At 70.2% G+C, this 20,168-nt stretch carries 11 protein-coding genes; 7 read left to right on the top strand and 4 right to left on the bottom strand.

The window, feature by feature from the left end; translation table 11 throughout:
• Positions 1 to 31: 31 nt before the first annotated feature.
• Positions 32 to 916 carry a LysR family transcriptional regulator gene (locus G3O06_RS30035; protein ID WP_205818393.1) on the top strand — a complete coding sequence of 295 codons (885 nt, stop codon included), beginning with the start codon at positions 32 to 34 and terminating at the stop codon, positions 914 to 916.
• Positions 917 to 941: 25 nt separating this feature from the next.
• Here the strand turns inward: G3O06_RS30035 and G3O06_RS30030 are convergent, their stop codons facing one another.
• The 4 genes from G3O06_RS30030 to G3O06_RS30015 are packed head-to-tail and all read right to left on the bottom strand — an operon-like array spanning position 942 to position 5,102.
• Positions 942 to 2,381 carry an isochorismate synthase gene (locus G3O06_RS30030; protein WP_205818392.1) on the bottom strand — a complete coding sequence of 480 codons (1,440 nt, stop codon included), beginning with the start codon at positions 2,379 to 2,381 and terminating at the stop codon, positions 942 to 944.
• The gene (locus G3O06_RS30025; protein ID WP_205818391.1) at positions 2,378 to 2,683 is read right to left on the bottom strand and encodes an isochorismate lyase; all 306 of its coding nucleotides are present in this window, start codon (positions 2,681 to 2,683) and stop codon (positions 2,378 to 2,380) included. The genes G3O06_RS30030 and G3O06_RS30025 overlap by 4 nt, the downstream gene beginning before the upstream one ends.
• Entirely contained in the window at positions 2,680 to 3,453 is a 774-nt protein-coding gene (locus G3O06_RS30020; RefSeq protein WP_174970156.1) for an alpha/beta fold hydrolase, read from the bottom strand. Before G3O06_RS30020 ends, G3O06_RS30025 begins: the two co-directional genes overlap by 4 nt.
• On the bottom strand, positions 3,450 to 5,102 hold the full coding sequence (locus tag G3O06_RS30015) for an AMP-binding protein (RefSeq protein WP_205818390.1): 1,653 nt from the start codon (positions 5,100 to 5,102) through the stop codon (positions 3,450 to 3,452). Before G3O06_RS30015 ends, G3O06_RS30020 begins: the two co-directional genes overlap by 4 nt.
• A gap of 218 nt (positions 5,103 to 5,320) precedes the next feature.
• Between G3O06_RS30015 and G3O06_RS30010 the strand changes: the two genes are divergently transcribed.
• From G3O06_RS30010 to G3O06_RS29985, 6 genes are all read left to right on the top strand, one after another.
• Positions 5,321 to 6,262: an AraC family transcriptional regulator gene (locus G3O06_RS30010; RefSeq protein ID WP_174936701.1), complete on the top strand. Its 942-nt coding sequence runs from the start codon at positions 5,321 to 5,323 to the stop codon at positions 6,260 to 6,262.
• Between the two features lie 123 nt (positions 6,263 to 6,385).
• A complete protein-coding gene (locus G3O06_RS30005; RefSeq protein ID WP_205818389.1) occupies positions 6,386 to 10,783 on the top strand; it encodes a non-ribosomal peptide synthetase in 4,398 nt (1,465 codons plus the stop codon).
• Entirely contained in the window at positions 10,780 to 16,254 is a 5,475-nt protein-coding gene (locus tag G3O06_RS30000) for a non-ribosomal peptide synthetase (protein WP_205818388.1), read from the top strand. The genes G3O06_RS30005 and G3O06_RS30000 overlap by 4 nt, the downstream gene beginning before the upstream one ends.
• Positions 16,251 to 17,303, top strand: coding sequence for a Gfo/Idh/MocA family oxidoreductase (locus G3O06_RS29995; protein ID WP_205818387.1), 1,053 nt, complete (start codon positions 16,251 to 16,253; stop codon positions 17,301 to 17,303). The genes G3O06_RS30000 and G3O06_RS29995 overlap by 4 nt, the downstream gene beginning before the upstream one ends.
• Positions 17,300 to 19,021: an ABC transporter ATP-binding protein gene (locus G3O06_RS29990; protein ID WP_205818386.1), complete on the top strand. Its 1,722-nt coding sequence runs from the start codon at positions 17,300 to 17,302 to the stop codon at positions 19,019 to 19,021. Before G3O06_RS29995 ends, G3O06_RS29990 begins: the two co-directional genes overlap by 4 nt.
• Positions 19,021 to 20,168: ABC transporter ATP-binding protein (locus tag G3O06_RS29985; protein ID WP_205818385.1), on the top strand; the 1,148-nt coding region annotated here is incomplete at its 3' end. The genes G3O06_RS29990 and G3O06_RS29985, both read left to right, overlap by 1 nt.

The raw sequence follows: 20,168 nt of genomic DNA, 5'->3' as shown, positions 1-20,168 counted from the left end.
GTGTCTGGTTTGATGGAAACGAATAGTTCTTATGCAAGGTAGAAAAGGAGCTAATACCTTGGCGCTTTCGCTCGAAATCGACCTGCTGCGTTCGTTCGTCGTGATCGCCGAGGTGCGCGCGCTCAGCCGCGCGGCCGCGCGTGTCGGCCGGACCCAGTCTGCGCTCAGCCAGCAGATGAAGCGGCTCGAGGAGGTGGTCGACCAGCCGCTGTTCCAGCGCACCGGCCGCGGCGTGGTGCTGACCCACCCGGGCGAGCGGCTGCTCGTGCATGCGCAGCGCATCCTGCGGCTGCACGACGAGGCGATGGCCGACCTGTGCGGCACGGGGCTGTCGGGGACGATCCGCTTCGGGTGTCCGGACGATTACGCGGAGGTCTGGCTGCCTTCGCTGCTGCGGCAGTTTTCGAGCCAGCATCCGCAGGCGATCGTCGAAATCGTCTGCGGGCCGACGCCGCGGCTCATCGAACAACTGGAGAAACGCGCGGTCGATCTGGCGATGATTTCATTGCCGGACGACGGCGCGAACGACGACGTCATTCGCCGCGAGCAACTGGTCTGGATCGGTTATCCGGGGCTCGAACCCGCGCATTTCGATCCGTTGCCGCTTGCGCTGTCCGATCGCGACACGCTCGATCACATCGCGGCCTGCGAGGCGCTGGACCGCGCGGGCCGCGATTACCGCGTCGCGTATGCGAGCAGCAGTCTCGCAGGGCTGATCGCGCTGGTGCGTTCGGGGCAGGCGTTCGCGGTGATGACGCAGACGGCGGTACCGGCCGACCTGGCGATCGTCACCGGCGATCCGCGCTTGCCGCCGTTGCCGGCCGTGGGCATTACGCTGAAATTCGATCGCAAGCGGCCGTCGCATCTGACGGCGGCGTTCGCCGACCATATCCGGCTTACGCTGCCGCTGTTGTGATGCGCGCGGCCGCCGCGCCGAAACATCACTCGACCGTTGACGAAGCCGACACGTTTGCCGAGCCGCGTGCATCCGCATCCGCCGCCGCATCGCGCACGCGTATTGCAGCCTGCATGCCCGACAACTTCAGTTCGGTTTCCTGATATTCGTTGATCGGCTCGGAATCGGCGACGATGCCGCATCCCGCGAACAGGCGGCAGGCGCCACCGTCGACCAGCGCGGAGCGCAGCGCGACGATGAAGTCGCCGTTGCCGTGCGCGTCGATCCAGCCGACGGGCGCCGCGTACCAGCCGCGATCGAAGCCTTCATGTGCACGGATGTGGTCGAGCGCCGCGGCGCGTGGATGGCCGGCCACCGCCGGTGTGGGATGCAGCGCCGCGACGACCTGCAGCAGCGTCGCGTCCGCCTTCAGCGTCGCGCGGATCGGTGTGCTCAGGTGCTGCAGCCTCGGCAGCCGGTGCAGCGACGGTTGCTCGGGCACATCGAGCGTGCGCGACAGCGGCGTGAGCGCAGCGCGGATCGCGTCGACGACGAGCGCATGTTCGAGCCGCTCCTTCGCGGAATCCATCAGGGCCGCGCCGAGTGCGCGATCGTCGTCGGGCGTGGCGCCGCGCCGGATCGTCCCGGCCAGCGCATGCGTGCGCACGTCGCCGGCCGCGACACGCGCGAGCCGTTCCGGTGTGGCACCGACGAAGCAGGCGCCTTCACGGCGGACCGCGAACAGGTGCGCATGCGCGTCGCGCTTGCGCAGCCGGCGCAGCAGCGGCGCGACGGCGACGGGCCGCGCATACTGTTCGTGCACGTCGCGCGCGAGCACGACCTTGCCGAACGCGCCGCCGTGGATCGCGTCCACCGCGCGCCGGACTTCGTGCTGCCATTCGCTCGCCTGCAGCGCCTGCGTGTGGAGCAGGTGCGGGGCGGCGTCATCACGGGCGATGGTGAGCGTGCCGAGCGACTCGATGCGCGCGAGGCATGCATGCGCGAGCGCGGCCGGATCGTCGTGTGTGGCGACGACGTGCTGGCAGACGGCCCAGTGCGCGTCGCCTTCGCGCACGATCAACAGCCTCGCCACCGTCATGCTTGCGTCGGGAAACGGCGCCCAGTGTGCGCTGCGGGGGCCAAGTGAATCGAACCGGAAGCCGCCGACGAGGCGCGGCGGTTGCGGGCCGGCCGTCACGGCATCGCGAACGAGTGCGCGCCAGCGTGCATCGATCTGCGCGAAGCGTGTGTCGCCGGTGGCGGTCAGTTCGAGCGCGCAGTCCCACCCGAGCAGCGTGACGGACGCATCGCCGGCTTCATGGAAGAACCACGGGGTGGCGCCGTCGTCCCACGCGGCGATCAGGTCGAAGAAGTCGAGCGGGCGCAGCGGCACCGACACCGACGCGAGCGTCGGCGTGCCGGTGTCGGCGGCGCGGCGGGCCGCACGGGCGAACGTGTCGTGCAGCAGCGGGAGGCCGGCGTTCATGCGAGCCCCCGTTGCCGGCGCCAGTGCTGCGTCTGTTGCGTGATGTACCACGCGATCAGGCCCGAGAACAGCGTCTCGACGTAGTCGCCGTCGAGGCCGGCCTGTTCGGCCCAGCGGCGCCGGTCGGGCAGCATCGCGGCCACCCGTTCCGGCGCGGCGATGCTCGCTTCGTCGGGCTTGAAGCGCGATGCAGCCTTCACGTATTGCATGCGCTGGCCGAGCGCGTCGATGATGTCGGCGTCCAGGCGATCGATGGCTTCGCGAATGTCGGGCAGCCCCGTGCAGGTGTCCGGTGTTTTCATGTGTACTCCTTTCCGTAACGAAGGGACTGGTCGATCCGTTCGACCAGATGCGCGATCACCGCCGGGTATTGGTGGCGCAGGTAGAAGTGGTCGCCGTTGAACGTCTCGATGCGGATCGGGCGCGACGCGACGTCCTGCCACGCCTGCGCTTCGTCGTTGTCGAGCTCGGAGTCGGCAAGCGGCAACATCACGCCGAGCGGCGTGCCGAGCCGCGGCGGCCGGTCGCGGCGATACGTCTCGATCGCGCGGTAGTCGCTGCGGATCATCGGCAGGTAGATCGCGCGCATCTCCGGATCGGCGAGCAGCGCGGCGTGCTCGCCGGACAGCCGCGCGACGTCGCCCACGAGCGCGTCGTCGGATTGCAGGTGCAGATCCGACAGGCGCTGACGATGCGGCGGCGGCAACGCGGACACGGCCAGGTAAAGCGGCGCCGCGCCGCGCGCCTCGAGCCGCACCGCCACCTCGTACGCGAGCGCCGCGCCGAGGCTGTGCCCGAACAGCACGAGCGGCGCATGCGCATAGCGTTGCAGGGCGTCGGCGGCGGGGCCGGCGAGGGCGTCGATCGTTGCCGCGCACGGCTCGCCGAAGCGTTCCTCGCGGCCCGGATACTGCAGCGCGAGCAGGTCGACGTCCCACGGCAGCGCGCGGCTCCAGTTGCGAAAGAAATTCGCGGTGCCGCCCGCGTGCGGGAAGCAGACGAGTTGCGCGCGCGGGCACGGCGACAGGCGCAGCTCGCGGATCCAGTTCGAATCGGTCGGCCGTGCGCTCATGCGGCCGCCGCCTGCAACTGGCGGCGCAGCAGGTCGCGCAGCGTTTTCTTGCTGGTCTTGCCGATGCCGGTTTCCGGGAAGCGCGGCATGAACTCGATGCGATCGGGAATCTTGAACGCCGCGAGCCCGCAGTCGCGCAGGTAGCGTTTCAGCACCAGCCTGGACGGTGCGGGTGCGCGAGCAACGACGAACGCGCACGTGCGCTCGCCGAGCAGCGGGTCGGGCATCGCGACCACCGCCGCGTCGTGCACCTGCGGATGCGCGAGCAACAGGTTCTCCACTTCCTCAGCGGAGACCTTCTCGCCGCCGCGATTGATCTGGTCCTTGTCACGGCCTTCGACGACGAGGTCGCCGTCCGCGGTGCGCCGCACGCGGTCGCCGCTGCGATAGAAGCCGTCGGCGGTGAACGCGGCCGCGTTGTGCTCGGCGAGCCGGTAGTAGCCGCGTATCGTGTACGGGCCACGCACCTGCAGTTCGCCGATTTCGCCCGGCGCGACCGGTTCGCCGGCATCGTCGACGATGCGCACTTCGTCGCCGTCCGACACGGGGCGGCCCTGCGTCTGCGCGATCCGTTCGGGAGAATCGTCGAGCCGCGTGCAGCAGATGAGCCCTTCGGCCATCCCGAACACCTGCTGCAGCTGGCAGCCGAGCACGGGCGTCACGCGTGCGGCTGCATGATCCATCAATCGTGCGCCACCGACCTGCAGCACGCGCAGGCTCGACAGGTCGGCCTGCCGTTGCGGCTGTTCGTCGAGCCACAGCAGCGCGAGCGGCGGCACGAGCGCGGTGTGCGTCACCCGCTCCTGCGCGATCAGCGCGAAGCTCTGTTCGGGCTCGGGCCGCCCGGTCGTGACCACGCGGCCGCCCGCGAGCAGCGCGCCGATCGTGCCGGGGCAGCACAGCGTGAAGTTGTGCGCCATCGGCAGCGCGGCGAGATACACGGTGCCGGCGTCGAAGCCGCTCGCGGCGCTGCACGCGCGCACGTTGTACAGGTATTCGCGATGGCGGCGCGGGATCAGCTTCGGCGTGCCGGTCGTGCCGCCCGACAGCTGGAAGCACGCGATGTCGTCGGCGCGTGCCGCGCATTCTTGCAGCGGCGGCGCGTCGTACAGCGCGTCGAACGGCGTGAACGCGTGATCGTCGCCGGCCATCACGACGTGCTCGAGCGTCGGGCAGTCGGCCTGCAACGCGGCCGCGAGCGGCCGGCAGTCGAACTCGCCGAGCCGCGCCGCGCACAGATACGCACGCGCGCCGGCGAAGCGGCAGAACGCGCCGATCTCGTAGTGCCGGTGAGCGGGGAGGGCGAGTACCGGCCGCACACCGAGCTGGAACAGCGCGAAGCACGTCTCGATGAAGCGCGCGCCGTTCGGCAGATGGACGACGACCGCGTCGCCGCGTACCAGGCCGAGACGCGCGAGGCCGCCCGCAAGCTGCCGGATGCGCGCCAGCAGGTCGCGATAGCTGAGCCGGAGGGCGCCGTCGACGATGGCGAGCGCATCGGGATCGCGCTGCGCTTGCGCGTCGAGCGCATCGAAGAAAGTCGTGTCTTGCCAATAGCCGGCGTCGCGATAACGGCGCGCGAAGTCGTCGGGCCAGTCGGGCGCGTCGGCCGGGAGAGCCGGTGCCACGGAGGGGAGGGAGGATTGCATGCGCTGACCTTGGGGTTCCGGCAAGTTGTCAGAAAATGTAAATGAGAGGTATTATCATTTGTAACAAGTGCCGCGATAACGCCGTTTCTTTCGATATCGCGGCAATTTCATTCGATCGGGCGCCCGTCGCGCGGCGCCCGCCCGGCCCGGCCGGACAATCGGCCGGTTGCCGCCGGCGCGCGCCGGGCCGCGCGTGCCGCCTAACCAACGGACCTCCGATGAGCTCGACCTCCTTCGCTTCGTCACGACGTCACCCGCCGGTGCTCGTGCCCGGCAATCATCCGGGCGTGGTGCACATCGACGCGGGCATGAAACTCATGAGCGGCACGCTGTGCTCGGACAGCCGCGACTGGTACGAGGAGCCGCTCGAAAAAGGGCTGAAGCTCGTCCTCGTGCAGAGCGGCCAGTTGCGCTGCCGCGTGCCGGGCCAGCCCGAGCAATGCATCAAGGGGCCGGGCCTGTGCGTGATCGCCAACGACGGCGAATTCACGACGCACCAGATCTACGACCGCGACACGCCGTTGCGCTACACGATCGTGCAGCTCGGCCTCGATGCGCTCGACCGCAACCTGAGCCTGCTGCCGGAGAAGATGCTTGCGCCGACGGGCGGCGATCCGCGCATCGTCAGTTGCCCGGCGTCCAAGGCGCTGCAGGCGCTCGCGGTGCAGATCGCGACCTGCCCGTTCGAGGGCGCGGTGCGCGAGTACTACCTGAAGGCCAAGGCCTTCGAGCTGACCGCGCTGAGCGCGCAGCTGCTGGCGACGCAGCGGCAGTTCGCGCCGGCCGACGTGCGCGTCACGTCGTCGGACGTCGAGCGCGTGTACGCGGCGAGCGACATCCTGACGCGCGAGCTTCAGCAGCCGCCGACGCTCGATGCGCTCGCGGGCCGGGTGGGGATGAATTCGCGCAAGCTGACGGCCGGCTTCCGCAAGGTGTTCGGCACGAGCGTGTATGCGTACCTGCAGGAATACCGGCTGCGGACCGCGCACGCGATGCTGTGCGCGGAGGACGCGAACGTGTCGACCGTTGCGTACCGCGTCGGCTACAGCCCCGCGCATTTTTCGATCGCGTTTCGCAAGCGCTACGGCATTTCGCCGAGCGATATTCGGGCGTCGTCGAACGCGATCGACGACATCGAGATGGAGAGCGCGGCAATCTAAAACAACAGACCGGCAGCCTAAAGCAATCGACCGGGCTCATGGGTGTGAATGAGATAGATTCTCATTCACGGGTGGCCGCCGCCGCGCGGATCCGCCATCTAACTACCCATACAAGGCGTGCCCATGAGCCAGACCGCTGTCGATTCCAGAATCGATCATTCCGATCCTTCCAGTTTTTCTCCCATAGCCTTTCGCTCGCAGCTCGTCGCGATGATCGCCGAGCTGCTCGACGAGCCCGTCGACGAAATCGCGTCGCTCGACGATGACGAGGACCTGCTCAGCTGCGGCCTCGATTCGATCCGGCTGATGTATCTGCAGACGCGCGTGAACCGCCTCGGCTACGCGCTGACGTTCGATGCGCTCGCGCGCACGCCGACGCTCGGCGCGTGGGCCGAACTGCCCGCGAATGCGCCGCGCATCGCATCCGCGGTGCCCGGCGTCGAGGCTGCCGAAGTTGTCGAGGTCGACGTGCATGCGCCGTTCGACTTGTCCGCGGTCCAGCAGGCGTACTGGCTCGGCCGCGGCGACGGCGAAGTGCTCGGCAACGTGAGCTGTCACGCGTTCCTCGAGTTTCGTAGCCGCGCGATCGATCCCGTTCGTCTCGACGCGGCATGCCGGCACGTGCGCGAGTGCCATCCGATGCTGCGTGCGCGCTTCACCGGTGGCCGCCAGCAGATCGTCGCGGCACCGGACGCGCCAGTGTTCGCGCATGCGGACTGGCGCGACAGGACAGCCGCCGATGCGGAAGCAGAATGGGTGTCGCTGCGCGCGTTCCGGTCGCACGAATGTCTCGACGTCGAGCACGCGCAGGTTTTCATGATGGGGCTCGTGCAGATGCCCGGCGGCGAGGATCGCGTGTGGCTGAGCGTCGACCTGCTCGCGGCCGATGTGGACAGCGTGCGGCTGCTGATGCAGGAAATCGGCGCCGCATATGCCGAGCCGTCCGCGTTGCCCGACGCGCCGTCGACGTGGTTCCCGGCCTGGCTCGCGCGTCGCGCGGCCGATACGCGCGATGCGCGGGCCGCGGCGCGTGATGCCTGGCATGCGCGGCTCGCGACGCTGCCGGAAGGGCCGGCGCTGCCGCTCGCCCGTGCGCCGGAAACGATCCGCGCGCCGCGTTTCAGCCGCGTCGCGCATACGCTGAGCACGGCCGAACTCGCGCGCCTGCAGGCGCGGGCCGCGCAGCATGGCGTCACGCTGTCGTCGGTGTTCGGCGCGGCGTTCGCCGCGGTGCTCGCGCGCTGGAGCGGCCGGCAGGCGTTCCTGCTCAACGTGCCGCTGTTCGACCGGCATGGCGATGCACCGGATCTCGGCCGCGTGATTGCCGATTTCACGACGCTGTTGCTCGTCGAATGCGACATGCGCGCCGACGCGAGCGCGGCTGACTCGGTGCGCGCGTTCCAGCAGCGGCTGCATGGCGCGATCGCGCAGGCCGCGTATCCGGCGCTCGACGTGCTGCGTGATGCGCGCCGGCAGGGCACGCCGCGTGCGGCGCCCGTCGTGTTCTCGTGCAATCTCGGCGATGCGTCGTTCGTGCCCGACGCGTTCGCACACGTGTTCGGTGATCTGCACGACATGATTTCGCAGACGCCGCAGGTGTGGCTCGACCATCAGCTCTATCGCGTGCCGGACGGCGCGCTGCTTGCGTGGGACAGCGTCGACGGCCTGTTTCCCGACGGGATGATCGATTCAATGTTCGGCGCGTATGTCGCGCTCGTGCAGGCGCTGTGCGATCGCGACTGGCGGCTGCCGATCGCGGTCGAGCTGCCGTCCGCGCAGCGGCGCGTGCGCGATGCGCTCAATGCGGTGCCGGCACCCTTGCGGACGCGCACGCTGCATGCCGACTTCTTCGCATTGGCCGAGCGTGAGTCGGCGGTCGTTGCATTGCGGTGCGGCGAGCAAGTGACGACGCGCGGCGAACTGGCCGCGCAGGCGCTGGCGATCGCAGGCGGCTTGCGTGCGGCCGGCATCGGTCACGGCGACGCTGTCGAGATCAGCCTGCCGCGCGGGCCCGCACAGGTGGCCGCGGTGTTCGGCGTACTGGCCGCCGGCGCGTGCTACGTGCCGCTCGACATCGCGCAACCGGCCGCGCGCAAGGCGCTGATCGAACGCGCGGCCGGTATCAAGGCCGCGATCGGCGACACGACGCTCGCCGATGCGCCGCTGCCGCATTTCGGTGTCGCAGCGCTGATGCGGCACGAACCGCTGGCCGCGCCGCTCGCGGTGGCGCCGGAGGCCACCGCGTACGTGATCTACACGTCCGGTTCGACGGGCGTGCCGAAGGGTGTCGAGATGACGCACGCGGCGGCGCTCAACACGATCGATGCGATCGATGCGCTGCTTGGCGTGCGTGCGCAAGACCGTTTGCTCGCGGTATCGGCGCTCGATTTCGACCTGTCGGTGTACGACCTGTTCGGCGTGCTCGGTGCCGGCGCCGAACTCGTGCTGCCGACCCAGGACGATGCGCGCGACGCGGCGCGCTGGATCGAACTGATTGTGCAGCATCGTGTGACGCTGTGGAATTCGGCACCCGCGCTGCTGGAAATGGCGCTGGCGGTGCCCGCTGCGGCCGATGCGTGCCGCAGCGTGCGCGCGGCGCTGCTGTCCGGCGACTGGATCGCCCTCGACCTGCCGACGCGTCTGCGTGAACGTTGCGGCGACGCCTGTGCTTTCCATGCGCTCGGCGGTGCGACCGAGGCCGGCATCTGGTCGAACGTGCAGACGGTGCGCGACGTGCCGCCGCACTGGCGTTCGATTCCGTATGGCCGGCCGTTGCCGGGGCAAGCGTATCGCGTCGTCGATGCCGACGGCCGCGATGCACCGGATTACGTGCCGGGCGAACTGCTGATTGGCGGCGACAGCCTCGCGCGCGGCTATCGGAACGATCCCGAGCTGACCGCGCAGCGCTTCGTGCAGCAGGCGTCGGGCCGCTGGTATCGCACCGGCGACCGTGGCCGCTACTGGCCCGACGGCACGCTCGAATTCCTGGGCCGCGAGGATCGCCAGGTGAAGGTGCGCGGGCACCGGATCGAACTGGGCGAGATCGAGGCGGCGCTGGCCGCGCATCCGCAGATCGACGGTGCGTGTGCGAGCGTCGTCGGCGGCGAAGCCGCGCGTATCGCCGCGGCGTTCGTGCCGGCCGATCGCGCCTCGGATGCAATATCCTCATCGCCCGCACTCGCGGAAGCGGACCTTGCCGATACCGTGCACGCGGAAGCGGCCGTCGCGCGTGCGGTCGCCGAGCGGCTGCTCGACGGCGACACGGGCTGGCCGCCGTCGCTGCGCGCGCATTGGCATGCGAAGGACGCGGTATCGATCTCAATCGACAGCGCGCTCGATCTGCTCGACTGGTATGCCGCCGATCTCGACGACGTGACCGGGTCGCTGCGTGCGCTCGCTGCCGATCCTGAAGGCGCCGCGCAGCGTGTGCCGCTCGATCCGCGGATCGCGCCGCTGGCGTTCGCGACGCGTCTGCCGGATGGCGCACGCGCGCTGCGCGAGTTTGGCGATGCACTGCAGGCCCAGGCCGCTGCGCGCACCGAACCGTTGCGGGTCGCGGTGCTCGACGCGCGTGCCGGGCAATCGTTCGACGCGGGGCTCGGCGTGCTCGACGATCCGCGCTTCGACGTGACGCTGTTCGACGCGTCGCCAGGTCTGCTGCACAACGCGCAGGCGTACTTTGTAAAAACGGCGCCGACGCTGCAGGCGATGCAGGACGGCCTGCTGCCCGCGCGTCATCTCGGCCGGTTCGATTGCGTGATCAGCTTCGCGGCCGCACACCTGCGCAACGATCCGCGAGAGACGTTCCGAATTGCGGCAGCGTTGCTTGCGCAGAATGGCCGCTTGTTGCTTGCCGACGTGCTGCGCGATTCGCCGCTGCGCGAGCTCGTCGCGGGCGTGACCGGCGATGCATCACTGCCGCGGCCGTTTGCGCACGATGCGCTGGCGTCGGCGGCGCACGCGTGCGGCTTTGCGCTGGAAGATTCACGGAGCTGGCGCTCGAACGCCTTCGCGTGCATCGACGCGCGCCGTGTCGGCGAACCGGCCGGGCAAGCGGCGCTGGCTGACTGGCTGCGCGACCGGTTGCCCGACGCGATGCGTCCCGATGCACTGTGGTGCATCGCGCGCTGGCCGCTCAACGCGAATGGCAAGATCGATCGGCGGGCGGTGGGCGATGCGCTCGCGCGGGCGCTCGGCGACGCACCGGCCGCACACGATGCGTTCGTGCCGGCCGACGAACGGCAGGCGACGCTGCTCGCGTGCTGGGAGCACGCGCTCGGTCGCCCGGCGAATGCGCGCGACGCGACGTTCTTCGCGCTCGGTGGCGACAGCCTGCTCGCGACGCGCCTGCTCGCGCAACTGCGCGAGCGGCTCGGCGTGCGGGTCGGGATGGCTGCGTTCTACCGGCAGCCGACGCTCGCGGGTCTCGCCGCGCAGCTCGACGAGGCAGCATCGGCCGCGCAGCCTTCACAGGCTGAAGGCGACGCGCCGGTCGCAACGATCGAGGAGGGCGTGCTGTGAGCTTCGATGACGTGCTCGATCTTTGCCGCGAACGCCAGATCGAACTGTGGTGCGACGACGGTGGCCAGTTGCGCTATCGCGCGCCGGCCGGCGCGCTCGATGCAGACCTGGCCGCGCGCATCAAGGCCGAACGCGACGCGTTCGTCCGCTTCCTGCAGGGCGGCGCGTGGCGCAGCGATCCGGCGCGCCGGCACGAGCGGTTCGCGCTGACGCCGGTGCAGGCCGCGTATGTGCTCGGCCGGCACGAATCGTTCGAGTTCGGCGGCAATGCATGCCATCTGTACGTCGAATACGGCGAGCCCGTGAATCTCGACTGCGTGCGCTTCGAGGCGGCGTGGAATGCGTGCGTTGCGCGGCACCCGATGCTGCGCGCGATCGTCGAGGACAATGCATGGCAACGCGTGCTGCCCGACGTGCCTTGGCAGCCGCTCGCGGTGCATGACCTGCGAGAAGCCGATGCGAACGCATTCGACGCGCATGTGAAGCATGTGCGCGAACGCCTCGACCACGCGGTGCACGCGCTCGACCGCTGGCCGGTGCTGCAGCCGGAAGTGAGCCTCGGGCCGGACGGCGCGGTGCTGCACCTGTCCGTCGATTTCACGCTGATCGACTACGCGAGCCTGCAGTTGCTGCTCGCCGAATGGCGGCGCCGCTACGACGATCCGCAATGGCAGCCTGCGCCGCTCGATGCGACGTTCCGCGATTACGTCGTCAATGAAGCCCATGCCGGCACGCGCGCCGATCATGCGCGCGACAAGGCGTGGTGGCTTGCGCGCATCGACGATCTGCCCGCGCGCCCCGATTTGCCGGTGGTGCCCGCGATGCGTTCCGACGCACGGCCGCGCTTCACGCACCGGCATGCGCGGCTCGATCGTGCGCAATGGGCCGCGCTGAGCGGACACGCGAGCCGCTTCGGGTTGAGCGCGGCAAGTGTCGCGCTGGCCGCGTTCGCCGAAGTCGTCGGCCGCTGGAGCCAGTCGCCCGCGTTCTGCCTGAACCTGACGGTGCTGAACCGGCCGCCCGTGCATCCGCGCATCGACGCGGTGCTCGGCGATTTCACCGCACTGAGCCTGCTGGCGGTCGACGCGACGCAAGGGCGCGATTTCGTCGAACGCGCACGCACGATCGGCGCACGGATGTTCGACGATCTCGACCATCGCGCGTTTACCGGTGTCGACGTGATGCGCGAACTCGCGCGGCGGCGCGGCAAGGATGCGGCGCTGATGCCGGTGGTGTTCACGAGCGGCATCGGCAGCGTGGGCCGCCTGCTCGGCGAGCACGCCGGCCGCGCCGAGCCGCCTCTCCACATGATCAGTCAGACGCCGCAGGTCTGGCTCGACTGTCAGGTGACCGACCAGTTCGGCGGACTGGAAATCGGCTGGGACGTGCGTGACGACCTGTTCCCGGACGGGATGCCCGCGGCGATGTTCGACGCGTACGTCGCGCTGCTGGGCCGCCTCGCCGCTGATGCCGAATCGTGGTCGCGTGCGGGCGATATCGTGTTGCCGTCCGGCGCGCCAGTTGCCGATGTCCACCCGGATGCGGATACGCATATCGCGGCCGGCTTCGCCGCGCAGGCGTTGCGTACGCCCGATGCGCCGGTGGTGATCGACGCGCAGGGGGCGCGCACGTATCGCGACGTCGCGCAGCACGCGGCGGCGCTGCGGTCCGCGCTTGAACAGGCCGGCGTCGGCGTGGGCGACACGGTTGCGGTGCTGATGCCGAAGTGCGCACACCAGCTTGCTGCCGTACTCGCGATCGTCCAGGCGGGCGCCGCGTACGTGCCGGTCGACAGCCGCCAGCCGGCGCTGCGGCAACAGGTGATTCTGCGCAATGCGCGCGTGCGTGCGGTCGTCAGCGTGCAGGCGCTCGATTTCGAACATGACGGTTGCGTGCGCATCGATATCGATACGTTGCCGATCGATCCGCAATGGCCGCCGCGCGCCGCGCGCGACATCGACGGCGACGCGCTCGCATACGTGATCTATACGTCGGGTTCAACCGGCGAACCGAAGGGCGTGATGCTGAGCCACGCGGCCGTGTGCAACACGCTTGCCGACATCAGCGCGCGTCATGAAGTCGGCGACGGGGACGTGGTGCTCGGCCTTGCCGAGTTGAGCTTCGACCTGTCTGTCTATGACTTCTTCGGCGCGACCGCACGCGGCGCGTGCATCGTGCTGCCCGATCCGGTGCGCGGCAACGATCCATCGCACTGGGCCGAGCTGATGGTGCGCCATCGCGTGACGCTGTGGAACTCGGTGCCCGCGCAAGGGCAGATGCTGATCGACTACCTCGAAGGCGAACCGGCGCTCGACGTGCCGGGCCCGCGCCGCGTGCTGTGGTCGGGCGACTGGATTCCGGTGACGCTGCCCACGCGCTGGTGGCGGCGCTGGTCCGACAGCGCGCTGTTCAGCCTGGGTGGCGCGACCGAGGCGTCGATCTGGTCGATCGAGCATCCGATCCGTGCGGCGGACACGCAGCTTGCCAGCATTCCGTACGGCCGCGCGCTGACCGGGCAGACGATGGAAGTGCTCGACGCGCTCGGCCGGCCGTGCCCAGCCGGCGTGCGCGGCGAGATCCATATCGGCGGCGTCGGGCTCGCGACGGGTTACGCGAACGATCCCGTGCGCACGGCCGAACGCTTCATCCGTCATCGCGACGGGCGCAGGCTTTATCGCACCGGCGATCTTGGCCGCGTGCGCGCCGACGGTTCGCTCGAATTCCTCGGGCGGCAGGACGATCAGGTGAAGATCCGCGGCTACCGGATCGAGCTGGCCGAGATCGATGCGGCGCTGACCGCGCATCCGCTCGTCGGCGCGGCCGCGACGATCGTGCTTGGCGAAGGCGCCGAGCGCCGGCTCGCGAGCTTCGCGTCGCTGCACGGCGCGGAGCCGGCACCGAACGCACAGGACGACGCGCTGCACGAGATTGCGAAGCAGGTGCGCACGGCGTTCGACGCCGCGCGCTGGCCCGAACACGCGGATGTGGCACGGTCGGTCGCACGGCTCGAAGCGGCCTGCGTTGCGTCGCTGGCCGCGTGGATCGTGCCGGCAGGCGCGCTGACCGACGATGCCGCGACGGATTTCGCGACGCTGTGCGAACGGCTGCGCGTGCCGCCGGCGCGGCAGCATCTGCTGCGCCACTGGCTCGCGATGCTCGACAAGCACGGTGTGCTGCGCGCGGATGCCGAAGCAGGCGACTGGCGTCTGCGGCCCGATGCCAGCCATGCCGACGCGCATGCATGCTGGGACGCGTTTGCGCAGGATGCGTCGCCCGAGCTGTGGCCGGCCGTCCTCGTCGACTATTTCCGCGACAGCGCCGGATGCATCGACGTGCAGGTGGACGGCAGTGTGTCGCCTGCCGGCCTGATGTTCCCGGAAGGCGCATCGCATATCGCCGACGCGATGTACAGCGACGGCGAACATGCGCACGCACTGCACAAAGGGATGGCGGAGGCCGTGCGCGCGATCGTCGCACGCGAGCCGCAGCGCCCGTGGCGGATCCTCGAGATCGGCGCGGGAACGGCCGCGGCGACGCGGGCGATCGTCGACGCCCTTGCCCCGCTGGCCGAAGCGGGCACACGGATCGACTACCTGTTCAGCGACGTGTCGAGCTATTTCCTCGCGGCGGCGCGAGAGCGCTTTGCCGCGTATCCGTGGATGCGGTTCGTGCGGTTCGACATGAACGCGCCGTTCGATGCGCAGGGCATCGCGCCGCATTCCGTTGACGTCACGATCAGCTCCGGCGCGCTGAACAATGCGCGCGACACGGTCGCGTTGATCACAGGATTGCGTGCGCTGTCGGCGGCCGACGCGTGGTGGGTGATCCAGGAACTGACGACCGAGCATCCGGAAATCAGCATCAGCCAGGGATTGATGATGGAAACGCCGAACGACGCGCGTGCCGAGTCGGCGCGGTTGTTCGTGCCGCGCGCGCAGTGGCTCGAGTGGCTGCAGTCGGAGGGTGGCGATCGTGCGCTCGGTTGCGTGGCACCCGGCACGCCGCTCGACGCGCTCGGCTACGACATCCTGCTCGCGCACGTGAAGCGCGGCGCGGCGCGCATCGCGCCGGACGTGCTGCTGGCGTTCGTCGCGGAGCGCGTGCCGGGCTACATGGTGCCGTCTCAACTGCGCGTGCTCGACCGCCTGCCCGTGACCGCGAACGGCAAGATCGATCGCCGTACGCTGGCCGGCATCGCCGACATCCGCGAACCGGAGCCGGCGGCCGCTCGACCGGTCCACGCGCAGACCGGCGCCGATCCGCTGTTGGCGCGGCTGATCGGCTTGTGGGAAGCCGTGCTCGATACGCGCAACGTCACGCCGGATCAGGACTTCTTCGCTGCGGGCGGCGATTCGCTGTTGATCGCGCAGCTCGTGTCGCGGCTGCGCGGCGAGGAACCGCTCGCGCAAGCGCATCCGTTCGACCGGTTGCTGCGCTGGGTGCTCGCGCAACCGACGCCCGCCGCGTTCGCGCAATGCTTGCGCGATGCGGGCGAGCAACCGTCGGTCGCACCGTCACCGGCCGCCCCGCGCACGACGCACGCATCGGCGGTCATCCATGCGCCTGCGCCCCGCGTGCGTGCCGACGTGCGGCCGATTCCGCTCGCGCCGGGCGACGGCGTGCCGCGCGTGATCGTGCACGAAGGGCTCGGCACCGTGCATGCCTATCGTCCGGTCATGCCGGCGCTCGCGCGGCTCGGGCCAGTGCTTGGCTTCGCGGTGCGCGACGCGCAGGACTATCTCGACCTGCCGGCACGCCACCTGAATGCGACGCTCGGCCGGCGCTATGCGGATGCACTGTGGCGCACCGGCGTGCGCGAGGTCGACGTGCTCGGCTACTGCTCGGGCGGGCTGATCGCACTCGAAATGGCGAAGTCGCTGGTGCAGCTAGGCGTCGAAGTGCGCACGCTCGACATCGTGTCGAGCTACCGGATTCCGTACCTGATCGAAGACGAACGGCTCGTGCTGTTCAACTTCGCGGCGACGCTCGGGCTACCGCTCGACGCGCTCGGTTTTCCGGAAACGTATGTGCTGGCCGACGCACTCGCCGACGCGTTGAAGGCCGACCCCGCCCGTCTCGCGCCCGGCAGCCTGCAGGCACAGCTGGAGATTTTCGGCGGTCGCTGCGAGCCGCTCGACGCGTTGCGCCGCCGCGTGCTGCGCGCGGCCGCCGGATTATCGATGCAGGACGAGGTCGCGCACCCGCTACTCGACGAACGCGAACGGCTGTACCGGCTCTTCATGCATTCGGTGCAGGCGAGCCACTGGGCGGGCGACGCTCCGTACACGGGTGCGCTGCGTCTGTTCGTGCCGGAGCGCTGCAACCCGCTGATTCCGCAGCAGCGCGCGGCGCTCACCGAATACTGGACGGCGCAGGCGCTCGGCGGCATCACGTCCGTCGATATCCCCGGCGGTCATTTCGACTGCCTGAATGCCGCGTTCGTCGATACCCGCCTGAAGGAGGCGCAATGAAGGTCCATCCGCTGCCGGTCGTCGTGGCCGGCTCCCGCTTCGGCCAGTTCTATGCGGCGGGCCTCGCTGCGTCCGATGCGTATTGTGTCGCGGGCATCCTGGGGCAAGGCAGCGCGCGTACCGCCGCGCTGGCCGCGCGTGTCGGCGCGCCCGTGTTCGACCGTCCGGAAGCGCTGCCCGAGGACGTGCGCGTCGCGTGCGTCGCGGTCGGCGGCGCGGCCCGCGGCGCCGACGGGGCCGCGCTCGCGTGCCAACTGCTCGAACGCGGGATCGATGTCGTGATCGAGCATCCGCTGCTGCCAGACGAATGGGATCGCGTGCTACGCACCGCGTCGCGTCATGGCCGCCGCTGCCTGCTCAACAGCTTCTATCCGAACCTGCCGGTCGTCTCTCGCTTCATCGCCGTCGCGCGGCGGCTGCGTGAAACGAGTGCGCCGATGCATGCGGATGTCGTGTGCTCGGTGCAGGCCAGTTTCGCGGCGCTCGACGTGCTCGCGGCCGCGCTGCAGGGCGTGGGCCCGTGGTCGGTCGAGCCGGTCGGGCCGGCGCTGTCGTCGATGCGCGAATGTGCGATGGTGCTGGCCGAAACGCCGGTCTCGCTGCGCGTGCACAACGAGATGGCGGCGGCCGACGACGGCCGGATGAGCATGCTGTTCAGCATCACGCTGACGACGGACGCCGGCACGTGGACGCTCGCGTCGCCGCATGGCCCGCTGTGGTGGGCGCCCGCGCTGCGCGAACCGGCGACGGACGACGACGGGCTGTTCCCGATTTTCGGCGATGCGACGGGCGACGATATGCCGAGCATCCAGATCTGCGACGATGCGCGCGACACGTGGGGCGCGATTCATGCGCGCAGCTGGCCGCAGGCGGCCGTGCGCGCGGTCGATCGGCTCGTGTCGGGCGAAGGGCTGCAGGCGTGCAACCAGCGCAGCATCGACGTGACGCGGGTCTGGCAGCAACTGACCATGCAACTCGGCTTTCCGGAGCAGCCGCCGGGCGACGCGTGCGCGGCAACGCTCGGCATGCTGCTGGAGCGTGCCGCATGAAAGGGCCGTTGCTTTCGATGTTGCGGCCGTTCGCGGTGCCGCTCGTGGCGGCGGTCGTGCTGCAGGCGCTGGCGGGCGTCGCGTCGCTCGTGCCGTGGCTCGCGCTCGGTCGTGTCGCCGATGCATGGCGCGCGACCGCGCAGCTCGACGCGACGGCACGCGGCTGGCTTGTCGCGGCCGTGGTGGCCGGCGCGTGCTGGCTGGGCGGCCAGACGATCGCGTTGCACCTGACACACCGCGTCGACGCTGATCTCGCCGACCGCTTGCGCAGGCGCCTCGCCGATCATCTGCAACGCTTGCCGCTCGGCTGGTTCGCGCGTGCGGGTAGCGACCGCGTCTCGCGTCATGTCGACCAGGATGTGCGCGCGCTGCACCAGCTCGTCGCGCATGCGCCGGCCGATGTCACGCAACTGATTGTCGTGCCGTGCGCGGCGCTCGCGTGTCTGCTTTACCTGAATCCCGCGCTGCTCGCGTTCGCGCTCGTGCCGCTCGTCGCGGGCGCCGCGCTGTTTCGCTGGATGCGTTCGGCGCGGTTCGCACCGGCTGTCGCTGCCCGCAATGCGGCACTCGAACAGCTGATGGGCGACTACGCACAGTTGGCGCAGAACCCGGCGCTCGTGCGGCAGTACCCGGGCGCGGGTATCGAGGCGGCTGCGCTGGCGTCGACCGGGCGCTTCGAACAGGCGTTTTCAGCGTGGGTCGGCCGCGTCGGCGGGCCCGGCGCCTGCACGCAGGTGCTGCTCGGCACACCGTTTCTGCTCGCGTGGGTCGTGCTCGGCGCGATGTGGCTGACGGCCGGCCGCTTGCCGGTCGGCGAACTGTGCGCGTTCGCGCTGCTGATCTGGGCGGTCGCCGCGCCGGTGCGTGCGCTCGGCCACGGTGCCGATGCATTGCGCGAAGCGCGCGCGGCCGCTGCACGCCTCGATGCGTTGCTCGCACTGCCGGGCCTGCCGGAGCCAGCCGATGGCGCCGCACAGGTGCCGCGCGATGCGTCGATCGAGCTGCGCGGCGTGAGTGTCGACATCGACGGCACGCCGATCCTGCGCGACATCGACGCGACGATCGCGGCCGGCACGACCACCGCGATCGTCGGGCCGTCGGGCGCGGGCAAGAGCACGCTGCTGATGCTGCTCGCGCGCTTCATGGATCCGGACCGCGGCACGGTGCGGCTCGGCGGCGCCGATCTGCGGCTGCTCGCGTCGGATACGCGGCGCGAGCAGGTCGCGATGGTGTTCCAGCAAGCCGCGGCGCTCGACGTGACGATTGCCGCGAACATCGCGCTTTACCGGCCCGACGCCGATCACGATGAGATTCGTGCGGCCACACGCGCGGCCTGTCTCGATGAACGCATCGAAGCCCTGCCAGGCGGCTACGACTGCGTGTGCGGGCGCGACGTGCGGCTGTCCGGCGGCGAACTGCAGCGGCTGGCGATTGCACGTGCGCTGCTGTCGCCCGCGCCGCTGCTGCTGCTCGACGAACCGGCCTCGGCGCTCGATCCGCAAACCGGGCGCGCGTTGCGCAATGCGCTGCGCGGCGACATGCGCACCCGCGTGATCGTCAGCCACGATCTCGATGCGATCCGGCATGCGGACCAGATTCTCGTGATGGATCGCGGCCGCATCGTCGAGCGCGGCACGCACGCGGTGCTGCTGGCCGCGCGCGGGCTGTATGCGCGGCTATGGAGCGAACGCGGTGTCGCAGGCCGGGAGGCCGCATGATGATGAAATCGCTCAAACGTTTGCAGTGCCTGCCATCCGAAACACGCCGCGCGCTGTGGCGCGGGGTTGGCTGGGCGGTGGCTGCCGCGTTGCTCGACGGCGCGTGCGGGTTGCTGCTCGTGCCGTTGATCCGCGCATGGTTCGCCGGCGTGCATGCGGCCGTGCTGCACTGGACGATCGCGCTCGGCGCGCTGACGCTGTGCCACGCGCTCGTGCTGTACGTCGCGCAGCGCGGTGGCTATCGCGCGGGCGGCGCGCTCGCGGCCGGCCTCGTCGATCGCCTCGTGCGGCACCTGCCGCGCATCGCGTCGTGGCAGGCCGTGCGCGACCGTCATCCGTCCGGGCTGCTGCGCGGGCCGGTCATGCAGGCGATGGGGATACCAGCACACCTGCTCGGGCCGCTGATCGGCGCGGTCGTGACCCCGCTTGCGGTTGTCGCAGGGCTCGCGTGGATCGACTGGCGCATTGCGCTGTGCCTCGCGGCCGCGGCCGTGCTGCTGTTCGCGCTGCTCGAACGCGGCGGCACACGGACGCTCGCGTTCGAACAGGCGCGCGCGTCCGGCGATCGCGACATGGCCGTGCAGCTTCAGACCTTCGCCGCGCATCAGGGGCTGTTGCGCTTCGCGGGCCAGGAAGGCGACGCACGCGCGGCGCTGCAGCACGCGTTCGACGAGCAGCATCGCCGCACGCGTGCGCTGATGCGGCGCTCGCTGCCGATCGAACTCGGCTTTGCAGGCGCGGTGCAGGGCGTGTTCGTCGCGATGCTGGTCGGCGGCGCATGGGCCGTCTCCGCCGGCCGGCTCGATGCCGCGACGGCCGTGGCGGTGCTCGTGCTGCTCGTGCGCTTCATCGAGCCGCTCGCGCAGCTCACGCAGCTCGACCAGGCGCTGCGCGGCGGCTGGCGCGCGCTCGACACCGTGCTCGCGGTGCTGCATGCGCCGCGTTTCGATAGCCCCGAGCGCGGCACGCCGGTACACGATGCGAGCGTCGACGCGGTGCGCGTCGGCTACCGGTCGGCCACCGGCGCGACGCTGCTCGACGGCGTCGACCTGCATTGCCCGGCGGGCGGCTTCGTCGCGATCGTCGGCCCCACGGGGGCCGGCAAGAGCACGCTGCTGGGCCTGCTCGCACGGCTCGACGATCCGGA

The sequence above is a fragment of the Burkholderia sp. Ac-20345 genome, assembly GCF_017104825.1.
In the GTDB taxonomy this organism is placed as follows: Bacteria; Pseudomonadota; Gammaproteobacteria; order Burkholderiales; family Burkholderiaceae; genus Burkholderia; species Burkholderia lata_B.
This window is presented reverse-complemented; position numbering and strand designations above follow the sequence as displayed.

Excerpts from the sequence above, each read along its gene's own strand:
- G3O06_RS29995 (WP_205818387.1), top strand. The coding sequence starts at position 16,251 with ATGAAGGTCCATCCGCTGCCGGTCGTCGTGGCCGGCTCCCGCTTCGGC.
- G3O06_RS30035 (WP_205818393.1), top strand. The coding sequence starts at position 32 with ATGCAAGGTAGAAAAGGAGCTAATACCTTGGCGCTTTCGCTCGAAATC.
- G3O06_RS30015 (WP_205818390.1), bottom strand. The coding sequence starts at position 5,102 with ATGCAATCCTCCCTCCCCTCCGTGGCACCGGCTCTCCCGGCCGACGCG.
- G3O06_RS30005 (WP_205818389.1), top strand. The coding sequence starts at position 6,386 with ATGAGCCAGACCGCTGTCGATTCCAGAATCGATCATTCCGATCCTTCC.
- G3O06_RS30020 (WP_174970156.1), bottom strand. The coding sequence starts at position 3,453 with ATGAGCGCACGGCCGACCGATTCGAACTGGATCCGCGAGCTGCGCCTG.
- G3O06_RS30025 (WP_205818391.1), bottom strand. The coding sequence starts at position 2,683 with ATGAAAACACCGGACACCTGCACGGGGCTGCCCGACATTCGCGAAGCC.
- G3O06_RS30010 (WP_174936701.1), top strand. The coding sequence starts at position 5,321 with ATGAGCTCGACCTCCTTCGCTTCGTCACGACGTCACCCGCCGGTGCTC.
- G3O06_RS29990 (WP_205818386.1), top strand. The coding sequence starts at position 17,300 with ATGAAAGGGCCGTTGCTTTCGATGTTGCGGCCGTTCGCGGTGCCGCTC.
- G3O06_RS30030 (WP_205818392.1), bottom strand. The coding sequence starts at position 2,381 with ATGAACGCCGGCCTCCCGCTGCTGCACGACACGTTCGCCCGTGCGGCC.